This window comes from Halobacillus sp. 12SKB (assembly GCF_052941655.1).
The window spans coordinates 1,276,212-1,290,623 of record NZ_JBRFWR010000001.1; the positions used below are offsets into that span (position 1 = coordinate 1,276,212).

Genomic DNA, 14,412 nt, shown 5'->3' on the forward strand with positions numbered 1-14,412 from the left:
CTGCTAATTTAATCCAGCTCACTTTTTTTATTCTTAGAGAAAACCGTGTAGAGAATGTAAATGACAAAGAAGATGACCACGGCTAATTTCCCCGTTCTGTAGCCAATATCCCCTGATATGAAGTCATAAATGAAAAAACCAACTAAAATCAACCCGGCCATGATGAAGATGAATACCTTCCATCTTGAGCTCATCTTTTCCCTCCTATCTCTTTATTCTGTACCCCCTCCTCTGTTAATTAATCCATTTTATGTAAAATTAGACATTGAAAAAATAAAGTTTGGAGAGTGTTTGGTGATGGGAAGTGTCCGGAATTCAGTATAGAGAAAGAGCAGACACTTCCTAGTGTTCTGCTCTTTTGGTATGCCAGTATTAAAAGATATCCATCCAGACTTTGATTGTTGTCCCTAAGATCAATAGGGCTAGGACGGTCTGTAGAATCTTGGTGTTTACTTTTTTACCAGCCATCGCTCCAAGTGGTGCAGCTATTAAGCTTGCCACAACCATGATGGCTGCCGGAAAGTATTCGACTTGACCTGTGGTCACTTTTCCGACTGTTGCTCCGATGGATGAAATCAACGTAATAGCAAGAGAAGAGGCAATGGTCATCCGTGTCGGAATCTTAAGCACGACAAGCATGATTGGTACTAACAAGAAAGCTCCTGCTGCACCGACAATGCCTGCCCCGACTCCTACGATGAGTGCGAGAATGGCAGCTAGAGGCTTGTTAAAGGTGACCTCATCTAATGGCTTGTCATCAATACCTTTTTTCGGTACGAACATCATCACCGTCGCAATTAACGCAAGAACCCCGTAAACAATGTTGATGCCGTCTTCAGCCATGAACCTTGATCCATAACCACCTATGAAGCTACCGATCAAAATACTGACACCCATATATAAAATGAGCTCTTTGTTCAGGAAACCACCTTTACGGTAGGCCCAAACACCACCGATGGTCGCGAAGAAGACCTGCACGGCACTGATGCCGGATACTTCATGGGCGGTGAAGGCTGTAAAACCAACAAGCGGCGGTATATAAAGCAGCATTGGATATTTGATGATGGAACCCCCGATGCCGAGCATTCCGGATATATAAGATCCTATGAAGCCGATAAGAAAGATCGTGATGATTAATCCGAATTCCATAGTCTGTCTACCTCCTATAAAAAAGGGAACCGTTGCAGGTTCCCTTTATTCCATAATGGGGCAATCAGGTAATACCCGATTATTCTCCCTTTTTAATCCAGAACTTGAATACCCCGTTGTCTTCTTCTGTTTGTAGAAGTTCGTGACCACCGGACTTCGCCCATGCAGTCAAGTCGGCTTTTGCGCCTTGGTCTGTTGCGTGGATTTCAAGAACTTCTCCCGCTTCGATGTCTTTCATAGCTTTCTTTGTTTTCACGATTGGCATTGGGCAAGCTAGTCCTGTTGCATCAAGTGTTTTTGTTACGTTCATAATTGAATACCTCCAAATGTTTATATTGATTGATTAAGGGTGAGCCTGGATTCCCAGGCTCATAAGTTTTTATCTTACAGCACAACGGTTCGGGCCGATTTCCATTTCACGCTGTTCTTCATTGTCCGGGCTGATTTTACCCATGTTTGTTTCACGGATCTCCTGATAAGCGTTCGGTTGAGGCGGCAGGTTCTCTGTCACCATTTTTCTGAACTCCTCTTGATCATCGATGTTCAAGCCGTGGTTCTTTTCAAAAAGTGTACCTAGTTTTTCAGCGACGGTACCGTCTTCGTTCAACTCATCCATGATCATGAAGTGAGCAGGAAGGACGATCAGCTCGTCAGAAAGCTCTTTATATCGGGTATAAAGGGTTTCTCTCAAATCCATCACCCAGTCATCGGCCTTACCAGCAAGGTCTGGACGTCCGATAGAGTCGATGAACAGGATGTCGCCTGTCATCAAGTATTGATCATCCACGACGAAAGAAGTCGATCCTTTCGTATGGCCAGGAGAATACAACGCATGAATATCGATGTTCGTATTTCCTACCGTGACATGGTCTCCATCACGAAGTGGTTGGTAATCGAATGTCACTTCACCAGCATCTTCTGGAGGCAGCCAGTACGTCGCACCGGTTTGCTCAGCGATTTTGCGTCCACCGGAAATGTGATCGGCGTGCAGGTGCGTATCAAAGACGTTCGTGATTTTCACACCAAGTTCTTTAGCGAAATCAACATACACATCTGTCATTCTTGTAGAGTCGATGATCGCTGCTTCTCCGTTAGATACGACCATGTAGGAAAGGCAGCCTTTTCCGATACGTACGAACTGATAAAGCTCGCCGCCATCTTTCAGGTCATTGACTTTGACAGGCTCCAGATGCTCACTCCAGGCTTTCATTCCGCCTTCTACGGAGTAGACATTTTCGAACCCTTCTTCCACAAGCATTTCAGCAACCATTTGAGAAGAGCCGCCTTTAGCACAAACGACAGCAATCTCTTTATCTTTTGGCAGCTGATCTGCAATCTCTTCGACACCATCAAGGAGATCGAAATAAGGAACGTTCAAGTAAGAAAAGTTTTCGCCTTCGATTTTCCAATCCTGATAGGCATCTTCTGTTCGTACATCAAGAAGGAATAGCTCTTCATTATTCAACACTTTATTAGTAATTTCTTTTACCGTCATGTTTTTAACAGTCATCTTATTACCTCCTAGGGTATTAATTTTAATAAAAAAATATAGAATTAAAGCTTCGTCGTTTCGCCATTCCAGCCACTCATGCCTGGAACAACATTGTAAACATTCTCAAAACCTTTTTCTGTCAGTTTCTGTGCAGCAAGATCACTTCTGCTTCCAGTACGGCAGACGATATAAACGTTTTTCGTGCGATCCACTTCATCTACACGCGCGTCAAGTTCACCGAGCGGAATGGACGCTGCTTCAGGGATATGCTCAAAGGCATATTCAGCAGACTCACGCACGTCTAATACTAGGACATCTTCGTTTTTACGAAGAGCATCCAATTCTTCATTGTTCACGACATTGGGGTGCTTTTTCTCTTGTTCTTCTTCACCGCTTGATTTGCGGACATAGTGCTTGAGTACGTCTCCCTCTTCGATCGTACCCAAGTACTGATGACCTGCACTTTTTGCCCATGCTTCAAGGTCTGCTTTAGATCCTTTATCTGTCGCTTGAATTTCAAGGACCTGCCCAGCTTCAATGTCCTTCATTGATTTCTTTGTCTTCACAATTGGCATAGGACATGCTAATCCTTTGGCATCTAACGTAAGATCTGTTTTCAGTTCCATTCTTACATTCCTCCTCTACCCTTATAGGGGGATTTATTTCGTTGGACCTTCCCAGCTCATCATGCCGCCTTCCATGTTCGTCACATCGAATCCTTTATCTTCAAGAATTTGTGATGCACGGCCACTGCGGCCACCGGAACGACAAACCATGATATAAGATTTATCCTTATCCAATTCATCTGCGCGCTCTTCCACAGTCCCTAGAGCGATGTGTTTCGCACCAGGGATCATTCCTTCAGCGACTTCCTCGTCTTCACGGACATCGATAATGTTTAGTTCTTTACCTTCAGATAGGTTTTGTTCTACTTCTTTAGCAGTCATTGTTTTCATAAATGATACCTCCTAATTAGATAAACAGGTTAACATTGCCGTCTTCTGCATCTGCAAGGTAAGCAGCAACGCCTGCGTATTGAATGTCATCAAGCAATTCTTCTTTTTGCAATCCTAGTAGGTCCATCGTCATTGTACATGCGACCAAGTTGATTTCCTGCTCTTGAGCCATATCAATAAGATCCGGCAATGGCATCGCATTGTGTTTTTTCATGACGTCTTTGATCATCTTAGGACCAAATCCTGCGAAGTTCATTTTTGATATGCCCATCTTATCTGCTCCACGCGGCATCATTTTACCGAACATTTTTTCCATGAAGCCTTTCTTCACTTGGATGTTTTCATCCTTGCGAAGGGCATTCAGTCCCCAAAATGTGTGGAAAATCGTTACTTCGTGATCGTAAGCGGCTGCTCCGTTAGCTATGATGTAAGCAGCCATTGCTTTATCATAATCCCCGCTGAATAAAATAATATTCGTCTTTTTTGTTTCAGACATTTTTCATCCTCCTAATAATATATAGATATACGTGTATGGGTATATTTTGTGGTAAAAAAATTTATCTGCTTTTAACAAGCAACTGAACAGCTTCATTGATTGAAGCTTCTTTATTTTCTTTATCATCAGCGTCCTGGATGCACTCCACAAGGTTGGAGCTTACCACGAGCCCGATCGCACGGTCAATCGCACTTCTGGAAGCGGAAAGCTGCGTAATGACATCTTTGCAGTCTTTATTTTCTTCCATCATTTTTAAAACGCCTCGCAACTGACCCTCTAGACGTTTCACTCTGTTCTTCATCGCGTCATTGTATTCCATCGAATTGACCTCCCTTGTGAAGTTTTTTCTGTCGCTGTTGAACAGTACATGACTAATAATATACCCCATTAGGTATAATGTCAACACCCCGGCACGTATTTTTTTGGATAAGGGGTCCTACCCCGTGTAAAGCTAAGGCAGAGGTGACGCACATGGATATATGGATGGATACACTTAAAGTGATTGGAAGGATATTGACCATCTTGCCATTACTTCTAGGGGTAGGGTTATTTATGGGGAAAAGGTCGATTGGAGAACTACCTGTCTTCGATTTTTTAGTAGTGCTTGTACTGGGTTCCGTCGTAGGTGCAGACATTGCCGATCCCAAAATTGATCATATACATACTGTGACGGCGATTATAGCCATTGCGCTTTTACAAAAATTTATCGTATGGCTGAAGTTGCGGAACAGGAAGATCGGAAAAATTCTCACGTTTGAGCCGACCATCGTTGTATTTCAGGGGAGAATGGTAGAAGAGAACATCTCCCGTATCCATTATTCTCTGGATAATATTACACACATGCTCAGAGAACAGAAGGTATTTGAGCTGAGTAGTGTCGAACTTGGAATCATTGAACCAAATGGCCAACTATCCGTTAAACTGAAGAACGCGCACGAGGCCGTGACCCGCGAAGATATGAAGATTCCATATAGGGGTGGGGGTTATGACATCCCCCTGATTATGGACGGTCAACTGCAACCAGATCTTTTAACTCGCGCAGGGCGGGATATGGAGTGGTTACGTACGAACCTTGGCACCCACGACGTTTCAGATGTCTTTTATGGTGCGCTTACGAGCCAGGGTGAATTACATTTTACATTAAAGGGCAAACAAACAGAGCCTTTACCTCCCATTGAACATTGATAGATTTTGGGTAAGACAGTTAAACGGTATCGATGTTAATTAAATTAAAAAAAGAGCCGCTAAAGTTAGCAGCTCTTTTATACGATTAAACGCTTTGATCCATACATTTTTTCAAACGGTCTTCAATGTCGCTTGCCATCTCCTGGATATTATTATCTTCTACCATTTGAGTAAGAGAGGTGGGTTTTGGCATACCGATTTTCGTTTTGCTTCCATCTTCATAGACAACCATCTTACAAGGAAGGAAATATCCAGCCATGATGTTTTCATTTAACACGCGCTGCGCCTCTTTAGGGTTACAGACTTCCAGGACTTTAAATTCTTTTTCAAATTCCAGTCCTTTTTCATGAAGCTTATCTTTGATGTCAAAGTTCCATAACACGCCAAACTTTGCTTCTTTCAAATTAGCCTCAAGACTTTCGATCGCTTCATCCATACCTTTGTCCGTTTCTACCGTATAGTGAAACATGAAATACCTCCTTGAATATAAGTTCTTCTTATCCATACCCATTAAGGTATGAAAATAATCATCTGATCGAAGGGCTCTTTCCCTTTATGAGGAAGGGGGGGAACAGGTTTTGGAATGTAAAACTACTCGAGCCTCTACAGGTAGTCTTTTGAATTGTGTATGGAAGTTCCTTATATTAAAATGGGTACATTAGAGAGAGGACGTGAATCACATGACAAAAGACATCAAATTGATTGCTCTGGACTTAGATGGTACCACCGTCAATCATGAAGGAGTAGTTTCCGAGGCGAATAAAGAAGCTATAAAAAAAGCAAAGGAAAAAGGCATCCACGTTGTATTAAGTACAGGGAGATCTTTATCCCGATGCCGGAACATTGCTGATGACCTCGGCCGCTCTTCCTATATCGTTACGATCAATGGTGGAGAGATTTATGATCACGAGTTTAACCTCGTCGAGCGAAATAAGCTCGAACATCAACATGTGGAGCGTCTATGGGAATTGAAGAAAGAGCATGGCCTCTATTTTTGGTCCTCAACTGTGCAAGGCTTGTATAACAGCCAAAATCCAATTGACCAAGAGATTGTAGATTATGATTGGTTGAAGTTCGGCTTTGATATTCAAGATGATGAAGTAAGGAAGGTCATTCTCGATGAAGTCAATGCGAATCAAAACCTGGAAGTAACCAACTCCAGTCCGACAAACATTGAAATCAATCCTGTAGGTGTAAATAAAGCAGCGGCTCTCATGAAAGTCTGCCAGTGGCTTGATTTAGGTATGGATCAGGTGATGGCGGTTGGCGACAGCATGAACGATATTGCGATGATTCGTGAAGCCGGTTTCGGCGTCGCGATGGGGAACGCCCAGGAACCGGTGAAAAAAGAAGCGGACTTTGTGACAGCTTCTAACAAAGAAGATGGCGTTGCCTTTGCCATTGAAAAAGTCATAGACTAATTTAAAAGAACCAGTCCAAACCGGGCTGGTTCTTTTTTATCTACTGTTCCATTAAAGCTCCCTTTTCTTGAAGACTCAGTTTCGAGATGTTTGTGTGGTTCTGGGGGCTCCGGGAAAAGGTTCGCTTTCCATGGGGCGGGCGGTGAGCCTCCTCAGGCTACGCCTTCCGGGGTCTCACCTGTCCCACACGTCCTTTTGGTTATCCGGTTCCGGCGCCTAGCGGCTAGTGAGACTTCCCTCGCTTCTGTACGATAAGTCAACATCGAATCGCTACGCTCTCCGTGTTTCCTTTATCTCCGTCAGCTCAGTCCAGTCCATACGCCGCTGATCGAGGCGCCTCCACACTTAAGGTAGGAGTCTCACCGTTTCCCTCCGCCCCTTTACTTTATAAGTGTCTCGAAACCACTTCTAAAAGGGACAGCTTGTATGGTTGAAGGAAGTGGATGATTAGAACACATGTATTCATAAGTAAGGTTCCAATTCTTCTCCCCCTGGCGGGCATATAGTGTATTGTATCAAGCATTCGCGTATCCTAAACGTCAATGGGATAGAGTTTATATCATTCACTACTCATAACCATACAAGTGATTTTTTAAGTAGTGGTTTCGAGAATCTTACTTGTAAAAGGGGCGGAGGGGAATGGCGAGACTCCTGCGGGAAAAGAGTGCTAGGTGAGACCCCGCAAGGCGTCAGCCTGAGGAGGCTCACCGCGCTCCCGCGGAAAGCGAGCTATTCCCCGCAGCCCCATCCACTCAATAAAAGTCTCGAGACTGAGTCTTCAAGAAACCTGCCATTTAGTTTAATATCCACTTTTCGTGCTGTGATGGATGGTTATAGTCATGGACTATGTCGAAATGCTTCTAAATACATAAAAATGTAAGCGTTTTCTGTTTGTGGCAGGAAAGAGAGGAATAAAGAGAGAATTACATCCAATAGCGAAGAATGTTCAGGGAGGAAGATTATGAAGGCATCATACATAACAGAAGAACATGAAATACTCCGTCAGTCTTTACGGAAGTTTTTAGAAAAAGAAGCGTATCCCTATTACGGTGATTGGGAAAAGGCAGGGGAAGTTCCCAGGGATTTCTGGAGAAAGCTTGGAGAACAGGGATATCTATGTCCATGGCTCGACGAGGAATATGGCGGTTTTGGAGCAGACTTCGGCTATTCAGTAGTCATCAACGAAGAGATGGAAAAAGTAGGGACGGGATTGATTGGAGTTGGTTTACACAACGATATAGTCGTTCCTTATTTGGAAGCTTATGGAACAGAAGATCAGAAGAAAAAATGGCTGCCAAAATGTACAACAGGAGAATGTATTACCGCAATCGCGATGACAGAACCGGGAGCAGGATCTGACCTTGCTTCAATAAAGACGACAGCTATAGAAGGTGATCAAGGATTTACATTGAATGGGGAAAAAACGTTCATTACCAATGGAATTCACGCGGATTTGGTAGTGGTGGTTTGTAAAACGGATCCCCATGCATCTCCAGCGTATAAGGGGATCAGTCTGATGGTCGTTGAGAGAGACACTTCCGGTTTTTCCCGAGGGAGGAAGCTTAACAAGATCGGCCTGAACAGTCAGGACACTTCAGAGCTGATCTTTGAAGATGCAGCCATCTCCAAGGCTAATCTTCTTGGTAAAAAGGGCGAAGGTTTTTATTATTTAATGAACCAGCTGCAACAGGAGCGCTTAATCGTAGGTATTGGTGCCATTGCAGCATGTGAACGGATGCTTGAGTTGACGATTGCTTATGTAAAGGAGCGCAAAGCTTTTGGAAAGTCGATTGCTTCTTTTCAAAATACTCAATTCAAACTCGCGGAACTACAAACGGAAGTGGAAATCGGGAGGACATTCCTGGACCGTACGATTGAGGCTCACATGAATGGTGAGGACGTTGTGAAAGAAGTGTCGATGTCCAAGTGGTGGACGACCGACCTGGTGAAAAAGGTAGCGATGGAATGTATGCACCTTCACGGTGGATATGGATATATGGAAGAGTATGAAATTGCAAGAAGGTTCCGTGATGCACCAGTCACTGCGATCTATGCGGGGTCTAATGAAATTATGAAAACAATCATTGCCAAAAAGATGGGCTTAGTATAGGAGGAAAAAGATATGAATGAAGTCGTCATCGTAGAATCGGTAAGAACCCCTGTGGGTAAAAGGAATGGGGGGCTCAGTGAGATCAGGCCGGATATTCTCTTCGCAGATGTACTAAAGGAACTGGTCGAACGCGCTTCTCTTGACCCTATAGAGGTGGAAGATGTCATAGCTGGTTGTGTGAGTCAGGTGGGGGAGCAGGCAGGGGATATTGCTAGGATTGCTGCCTTGACTGCTGGTTTCCCGATGGAAGTCCCTGGAGTAACACTCGACCGGCAATGTGGGTCGAGTCAACAGGCGATCCATTTCGCTTCACAAGCGATTGCGTGTGGGGACATGGATGTCGTCATTGCAGGCGGCGTGGAAAGCATGTCACGAGTGCCGATGTTCTCAAACATGCAGGGGGCATCTTTTAACGAACGGTTGACGTCAAAGTACGAGATGATTAATCAAGGCCATTCAGCAGAAAGAATTGCAGACAAGTGGCAGTTGAGTAAGGAAGAGCTCGATGCTTATGCAGCGGAAAGTCATCGAAGGGCGCTAATGGCGATCGATGAAGGCAGGTTTGAAAAAGAAATCATGCCTGTGACCGCAGGTGATTCCAATGTGATAAAAACAGATGAAGGTCCAAGAGCAGGCACGTCTGTTGAAACCCTCGCCACTCTGAAAACCGTTTTTCAGGAAAACGGCAAAATCACCGCAGGAAATGCGAGTCAAATTAGTGATGGAGCTGCAGCATTGCTTTTAATGTCACGGAAGAAAGCAGAAGAACTGGGATTGAAGCCTCGTTTTCGTATTGTCTCCAGAGCTGTCGTCGGTTCCGACCCGACATTGATGCTGACAGGTCCGGTTCCTGCTACATATAAAGCTCTACAAAAAGCCGGACTGAGCCTTGAAGATATCGATCTTTTTGAAGTGAATGAAGCCTTTGCCCCTGTGCCATTGTTTTGGATGAAAGAGACGGGTGTGGCACATGAAAAGCTGAATGTGAATGGTGGAGCCATTGCGCTTGGTCACCCGTTAGGTGCTACCGGAGCTAAGCTGATGACCACCCTCGTTCATGAATTAGAAAGAACAGCAGGTAAGTACGGGCTGCTTGCTATCTGTGAAGGGCACGGAATGGCGAACGGCACGGTCATTGAAAGGCTGGAGGGATAGAGATGGATGCTAAAGATGTGATAGCCATTGTGACAGGCGGGGCATCAGGCCTCGGAGAAGCGACGGTAAGGAAGATTGCAAGAAATGGCGGAAGAGTGGTGATTGCAGATCAAAATACAGACAAAGGCGAGGCGCTTGCAGAAGAATTAGGCTCTTCTGTGCTCTTTGCCAAAGTGGATGTTACTTCCGCTGATGAAATTGAACACATGCTCCAAACGGCTGCCGAAACCTTTGGTCAGGTAAACACCGTCATCAACTGCGCTGGCATCGTAACAGGTGAAAAAGTAGTTGGAAGAAATGGGCCGCACCGCCTGGAGTCTTTTTCTAAAATCATTGAAGTGAACCTGATTGGTACATTCAATGTCATCCGACTGGCTGCTGAAAAAATGCAGCAAAATGAGCCAAATGAATATGGGGAGCGGGGAGTCATCATTAACACAGCTTCGATTGCGGCTTATGAAGGTCAAATCGGTCAGGCGGCTTATAGTGCGTCTAAAGGTGGCGTCGCCGCGATGACGATGCCGCTCTCAAGGGAACTTGCCCGTCACGGCATCCGTGTAATGGCTATTGCACCAGGGTTGTTTGAAACTCCAATGTTTGAACAGCTCCCAGAAGAAGCGCGGAGTGCCCTTGGTAAAGCTACACCGTTCCCCTCTCGATTAGGAAAGCCTTATGAGTATGCGAAATTAGCTTTAAGCATTTTAGATAATCCGATGCTTAATGGGGAGGTGATCCGTCTAGACGGAGCGATTCGATTACAACCCAAGTAAATGTTGCCCAGGCAGGTATGATTCCCGTACTTAGAAGGTGAGGAAAGTACGCTTTATTTTTCACACAGAAAAATCTTGCTGAAGCACTCCAATATTTGATCGTTCAGGAAGCTCATGGTGGATCGAGCACGTTGGCAAATAGGATTTTATTAAAAATCAAAAGGAGTCGATGAGGAATGGGACCAACACTTAAGAGTATGTTTGAGCATACGGTGGCGAAGTACGCAGATAAGGAAGGATTGGTGGATCTACGTCTTGGTACACGCTGGACATACGGAGAATGGGACCAGGAAGTCAACCGCACTGCGAATGCGCTGAAGGCCTCAGGGGTGGAAAAAGGGGATAAAGTATCGACGGTCCTTTTTAACACAGCTGAATATGCGACGGTGCTGTTTGCCTGCATGAAGATTGGAGCGGTATTTAATCCGGTGAACTTCCGTCTTATGGAAAAGGAAATCGAGTTCATTTTGAAAGACGCTGATCCAAAGGTGGTTGTGTTTGAAAAAGCGACGGCTGCTCAAATCGCTCCAGTTGCAAAAGAGATGCCAAGTATTGAGTTCTGGTCTATCGACGAAGAAAATCTGCCTTATGCGATGAACTATTATGAACGAATCGATGGAGTGACGACCGAACGGCCAGTGTGTGAACTGGACGAGAACGACCCTTATGCCATCATGTACACTTCCGGAACGACGGGGCTTCCGAAAGGGGTCATCCATACGCATAGAGATATGGTCGATCAAGCGCTCATCATGACCGCTTGTTTGAGACTGACCGAAGATGACCGTGGATTGACTGTCGCGCCGATTTTCCATTGTGCAGAGCTGCATTGTGCGTTCTTCCCGAGAGTGATGATTGGAGCGACAAACGTTCTGCTTCACCACTTCGATGCACCTCAAGTGATCAGAACGGTCAGGGAGGAGCAGGTTACGTCCTTCTTTGCAGCTCCAACGATGTGGAACATGATGCTGCAAGAAGAATTCACAAAAGAGGATTTCCAGACGTTGAGGCAAGGTCTCTATGGAGGAGCACCAATGGCCCCTGCTTTGACGATGAAGCTGCATGAATCCTTAGGTGTGCAGCTTTTACAGGCCTATGGTATGACGGAGATGGGACCGGCAATTACCGCACTTACAGAAGAAGAACAGGTCACGAAAGCAGGGTCGGCAGGAAGAGCGTTGCTGAACCATGAAGTGCGAGTGGTAAGAACGAACGAGCACGGACCTGCAGAGCCTGAAGAGATATGTAAACCTCACGAACTCGGGGAAATCATCGTGCGGGGGCCCAGCATGATGAAGGGATATTACAATAGGCCGGAAGCGACAGAAGAAGCCATGTACAAAGGTTGGTATCATACAGGTGACATTGGATCGTTCGATGAAGATGGATACCTCTGGGTCAGTGACCGTGTGAAAGACATGATCATATCAGGCGGTGAAAATATCTATTCAAGAGAAGTAGAAGATGCTTTGTTCGATCATCCTGCAGTCATGGATGCAGCCGTCGTTGGTGAGCCGGATGACTTGTGGGGAGAAAGAGTGGTCGCCTACATTGTCAAAAAGGACAGTGACGTCACCGAACAAGAACTGGATGAGTTCTGTACTTCAGGGAACAGGCTTGCCCGCTACAAACGGCCGAGACGTTATGAATTTGTAGATGAACTTCCGCGTAACGCTAGCGGGAAATTACAAAAGTTCAAACTGCGTGAGCGAAGTAAAACATTATCAGAATAAAAATATTATAAAAGGCTGCTGGTGACGACCGGCAGCCTTTTATATGCATTTAACTGGCTATTTAATAAAATATTTCTTCAATTTCCCGGGCAATATTCGACAAGTTATTGAAGCAATTGTCTCAATTTTTGAATGGGCTGCTCATCTCTGGCCTCTTCATACATAAAAAAAGGGCACCCATATTCAGCGATTCGGTCAGGTACAGTATGAATGGTAAACGACTCCGGGCGTAAATCTTCCTTCACCTCTTCCCAATAAAGCGGTGTAGCGACGGTTGCCGCTTCTGTCGCTCTTGTTGAATACGGGGCAATAATTGTTTTGCCTTCTGCATGTTGAACATAGTCAATATACATACGATCTCCCCGCTTTTTCTTCAATCGTTCTATCGTAAAGAGTTCAGGTTCTTCATTAACGAGGAGTGTAGCTAACGTTTCTGTGATTTTCCTCGTCTCATCATAGCTTAAATCCCCCTCGCGGATAGGGATGTGGATCTGCATGCCTTTATTTCCTGATGTTTTGACAAAGCTTTTGACTTCAAGTTCGTCAAGGAGGTGCTTTAATAAACGGGCAGCTGTAATTGCCTTAGTAAAGTGACCCCGGTCTTTTGGATCCAAATCCAAAACAATCTCATCAGGTTTTTGACCACCTGCCTTTTCAAAAGGGACATGGTATTCCAATGCGCCCTGGTTGGCAAGCCAAAGAAGAGAGTGAAGTTGGTCGCAGATAATAAACGGCTCTCCATCCTCCATCCACATTTTTAGAAAGTCGGGGGCATGGTCCGGGAAGTGTTTTTGATAAAAGGATTCTTCGTAAATTCCATCAGGATAACGGATCAGTGTTAACTTCTTTTCCTCTAGAAAAGGGATCATGTGAGGTGCTAATTGACGGATGTAAATGAGAAAATCCTGTTTAGAAATACCCTTCCATAAAGGTTTATCCACATTGGTCGGTTCAAAATCAGCAGGAAACAAAGAAAGATCCCACTGTTTCTTAGGTTCTGTGCAGTCATCAGGAGTAAGGTCAAACCGGAATTGGTGAAAGAGGGGTTCACGAAGTTCCCCTTCCTCTGCATTTAGACAATGAACATCTACACACGCGCCGGGGTCTAAATGCCATGTGTCTTTTTTCTTTCTTCCATGTTCTTTGAAAAAAGTACGGAGTGTCTCACTCTCTTCATTTGTCAGTCCATGTTTAAACTTTCCGAGAGGGAGAGGGCTGTCGTCTTTATATAATCCTATATCGTAGTATCCATTCTCAGAGTCGTACGTCTGTAAAAAGCCGGAGACTGTCCTCCATTGTTTCCATTTCAACCACTGTCTTACGCGGTCACCAGGCTGATACTTGCTGTTTTTCATTTTTGCAATGATCCCTTCAGCTAAGTGCAGCTCAGCGATGGTTAGGATGTCCTCTATTTCCTCATATACATCCATACATTTAATTTGGGGGTGCCTGAGCTTTCCGATAAGCTTGTTCATGTTTTCTTTTCTTTTTAATAGAGGAATAGCACCTATTTCTATTTTGTCAAAAGCCATGAAGGTAGCGGGCCTGCGTTTAGAAGAAGCTAGTATTTTTTCTTTACTTCGCATTCTTCCTCTTGTTTGTAAAGCTTCAAAGTTTGCCTGATAGGGAGTGTTCAACAAGACCAGTTCGCCATCAAGTGTAAAAGGAAGGAGGCTTTTAGGAATATCCACCTGGACAATTTCAGGAAAACGTTCACTCATATCTTTTCCGTTCCGGCTCCAAAGCTTGACCCCTTCTACGCTTGCTTCGAGAATAGCCCTGAAACCATCATACTTCACTTCATATACCCACTCATCCCCCTCTGGGAGTTCCGTGGCCCCTGTCAAAAGCATCGGCTTCATTTCCTCATCTCCTTTCTATTCAGCTTTCTTCCACAAAAGCTCCCTATACATGTAGAATCAGTTTCGAGATGTTTTCGGGCTTC

General features: G+C 44.7%; 16 protein-coding genes. 6 read left to right on the top strand and 10 right to left on the bottom strand.

The genetic code is table 11. The annotated features are described in order from the left end of the window. Positions 1-8 precede the first annotated feature (8 nt). The 8 genes from ACQ4XT_RS06325 to ACQ4XT_RS06360 form a co-directional block, all read right to left on the bottom strand. Complete coding sequence (locus tag ACQ4XT_RS06325) at positions 9-194, bottom strand: hypothetical protein (RefSeq protein WP_446852925.1); 186 nt, start codon at positions 192-194, stop codon at positions 9-11. A gap of 178 nt (positions 195-372) precedes the next feature. Further along, positions 373-1,149: a sulfite exporter TauE/SafE family protein gene (locus tag ACQ4XT_RS06330; protein ID WP_446852926.1), complete on the bottom strand. Its 777-nt coding sequence runs from the start codon at positions 1,147-1,149 to the stop codon at positions 373-375. A 79-nt stretch (positions 1,150-1,228) separates the two neighbouring features. After that, entirely contained in the window at positions 1,229-1,459 is a 231-nt protein-coding gene (locus ACQ4XT_RS06335) for a sulfurtransferase TusA family protein (protein ID WP_089654675.1), read from the bottom strand. 69 nt (positions 1,460-1,528) lie between these two features. After that, the gene (locus ACQ4XT_RS06340; protein WP_446852927.1) at positions 1,529-2,659 is read right to left on the bottom strand and encodes an MBL fold metallo-hydrolase; all 1,131 of its coding nucleotides are present in this window, start codon (positions 2,657-2,659) and stop codon (positions 1,529-1,531) included. 44 nt (positions 2,660-2,703) lie between these two features. Further along, a complete protein-coding gene (locus ACQ4XT_RS06345; RefSeq protein WP_446852928.1) occupies positions 2,704-3,267 on the bottom strand; it encodes a sulfurtransferase TusA family protein in 564 nt (187 codons plus the stop codon). Positions 3,268-3,300: 33 nt separating this feature from the next. Next, entirely contained in the window at positions 3,301-3,597 is a 297-nt protein-coding gene (locus tag ACQ4XT_RS06350) for a rhodanese-like domain-containing protein (protein WP_446852929.1), read from the bottom strand. Positions 3,598-3,613: 16 nt separating this feature from the next. Beyond that, positions 3,614-4,093: a DsrE/DsrF/DrsH-like family protein gene (locus ACQ4XT_RS06355; RefSeq protein ID WP_146814832.1), complete on the bottom strand. Its 480-nt coding sequence runs from the start codon at positions 4,091-4,093 to the stop codon at positions 3,614-3,616. Between the two features lie 61 nt (positions 4,094-4,154). Next, entirely contained in the window at positions 4,155-4,412 is a 258-nt protein-coding gene (locus ACQ4XT_RS06360) for a metal-sensitive transcriptional regulator (protein WP_446852930.1), read from the bottom strand. Between the two features lie 164 nt (positions 4,413-4,576). Here ACQ4XT_RS06360 and ACQ4XT_RS06365 point away from each other — a divergent pair, with 164 nt between their 5' ends. Further along, positions 4,577-5,278 (top strand): DUF421 domain-containing protein, encoded by a 702-nt coding sequence (locus tag ACQ4XT_RS06365; protein WP_446852931.1) that lies wholly within the window; start codon positions 4,577-4,579, stop codon positions 5,276-5,278. An 85-nt stretch (positions 5,279-5,363) separates the two neighbouring features. Here ACQ4XT_RS06365 and ACQ4XT_RS06370 read toward each other — a convergent pair whose 3' ends face one another. Then, positions 5,364-5,747, bottom strand: a complete 384-nt coding sequence (locus tag ACQ4XT_RS06370; RefSeq protein WP_446852932.1) for a DUF302 domain-containing protein — start codon at positions 5,745-5,747, stop codon at positions 5,364-5,366. 211 nt (positions 5,748-5,958) lie between these two features. Here ACQ4XT_RS06370 and ACQ4XT_RS06375 point away from each other — a divergent pair, with 211 nt between their 5' ends. The 5 genes from ACQ4XT_RS06375 (at position 5,959) to menE (ending at position 12,467) form a co-directional block, all read left to right on the top strand. Beyond that, positions 5,959-6,699, top strand: coding sequence for a Cof-type HAD-IIB family hydrolase (locus ACQ4XT_RS06375; RefSeq protein ID WP_446852933.1), 741 nt, complete (start codon positions 5,959-5,961; stop codon positions 6,697-6,699). A gap of 961 nt (positions 6,700-7,660) precedes the next feature. Next, complete coding sequence (locus ACQ4XT_RS06380; protein WP_446852934.1) at positions 7,661-8,809, top strand: acyl-CoA dehydrogenase family protein; 1,149 nt, start codon at positions 7,661-7,663, stop codon at positions 8,807-8,809. A gap of 12 nt (positions 8,810-8,821) precedes the next feature. Continuing rightward, on the top strand, positions 8,822-9,964 hold the full coding sequence (locus ACQ4XT_RS06385) for a thiolase family protein (protein ID WP_446852935.1): 1,143 nt from the start codon (positions 8,822-8,824) through the stop codon (positions 9,962-9,964). A 2-nt stretch (positions 9,965-9,966) separates the two neighbouring features. Next, a complete protein-coding gene (locus ACQ4XT_RS06390; RefSeq protein ID WP_446852936.1) occupies positions 9,967-10,734 on the top strand; it encodes a 3-hydroxyacyl-CoA dehydrogenase in 768 nt (255 codons plus the stop codon). A gap of 176 nt (positions 10,735-10,910) precedes the next feature. Continuing rightward, positions 10,911-12,467, top strand: coding sequence for an o-succinylbenzoate--CoA ligase (gene menE / locus ACQ4XT_RS06395; RefSeq protein ID WP_446852937.1), 1,557 nt, complete (start codon positions 10,911-10,913; stop codon positions 12,465-12,467). A 104-nt stretch (positions 12,468-12,571) separates the two neighbouring features. Here menE and ligD read toward each other — a convergent pair whose 3' ends face one another. Continuing rightward, entirely contained in the window at positions 12,572-14,329 is a 1,758-nt protein-coding gene (gene ligD, locus ACQ4XT_RS06400) for a DNA ligase D (protein WP_446852938.1), read from the bottom strand. Between the last annotated feature and the right edge of the window lie 83 nt (positions 14,330-14,412).

Bases quoted from the DNA above. Each gene is read 5' to 3' on its own strand.
- ACQ4XT_RS06325 (WP_446852925.1), bottom strand. From the start codon at position 194: ATGAGCTCAAGATGGAAGGTATTCATCTTCATCATGGCCGGGTTGATT.
- ACQ4XT_RS06330 (WP_446852926.1), bottom strand. From the start codon at position 1,149: ATGGAATTCGGATTAATCATCACGATCTTTCTTATCGGCTTCATAGGA.
- ACQ4XT_RS06335 (WP_089654675.1), bottom strand. From the start codon at position 1,459: ATGAACGTAACAAAAACACTTGATGCAACAGGACTAGCTTGCCCAATG.
- ACQ4XT_RS06340 (WP_446852927.1), bottom strand. From the start codon at position 2,659: ATGACTGTTAAAAACATGACGGTAAAAGAAATTACTAATAAAGTGTTG.
- ACQ4XT_RS06345 (WP_446852928.1), bottom strand. From the start codon at position 3,267: ATGGAACTGAAAACAGATCTTACGTTAGATGCCAAAGGATTAGCATGT.
- ACQ4XT_RS06350 (WP_446852929.1), bottom strand. From the start codon at position 3,597: ATGAAAACAATGACTGCTAAAGAAGTAGAACAAAACCTATCTGAAGGT.
- ACQ4XT_RS06355 (WP_146814832.1), bottom strand. From the start codon at position 4,093: ATGTCTGAAACAAAAAAGACGAATATTATTTTATTCAGCGGGGATTAT.
- ACQ4XT_RS06360 (WP_446852930.1), bottom strand. From the start codon at position 4,412: ATGGAATACAATGACGCGATGAAGAACAGAGTGAAACGTCTAGAGGGT.
- ACQ4XT_RS06365 (WP_446852931.1), top strand. From the start codon at position 4,577: ATGGATACACTTAAAGTGATTGGAAGGATATTGACCATCTTGCCATTA.
- ACQ4XT_RS06370 (WP_446852932.1), bottom strand. From the start codon at position 5,747: ATGTTTCACTATACGGTAGAAACGGACAAAGGTATGGATGAAGCGATC.
- ACQ4XT_RS06375 (WP_446852933.1), top strand. From the start codon at position 5,959: ATGACAAAAGACATCAAATTGATTGCTCTGGACTTAGATGGTACCACC.
- ACQ4XT_RS06380 (WP_446852934.1), top strand. From the start codon at position 7,661: ATGAAGGCATCATACATAACAGAAGAACATGAAATACTCCGTCAGTCT.
- ACQ4XT_RS06385 (WP_446852935.1), top strand. From the start codon at position 8,822: ATGAATGAAGTCGTCATCGTAGAATCGGTAAGAACCCCTGTGGGTAAA.
- ACQ4XT_RS06390 (WP_446852936.1), top strand. From the start codon at position 9,967: ATGGATGCTAAAGATGTGATAGCCATTGTGACAGGCGGGGCATCAGGC.
- menE (WP_446852937.1), top strand. From the start codon at position 10,911: ATGGGACCAACACTTAAGAGTATGTTTGAGCATACGGTGGCGAAGTAC.
- ligD (WP_446852938.1), bottom strand. From the start codon at position 14,329: ATGAAGCCGATGCTTTTGACAGGGGCCACGGAACTCCCAGAGGGGGAT.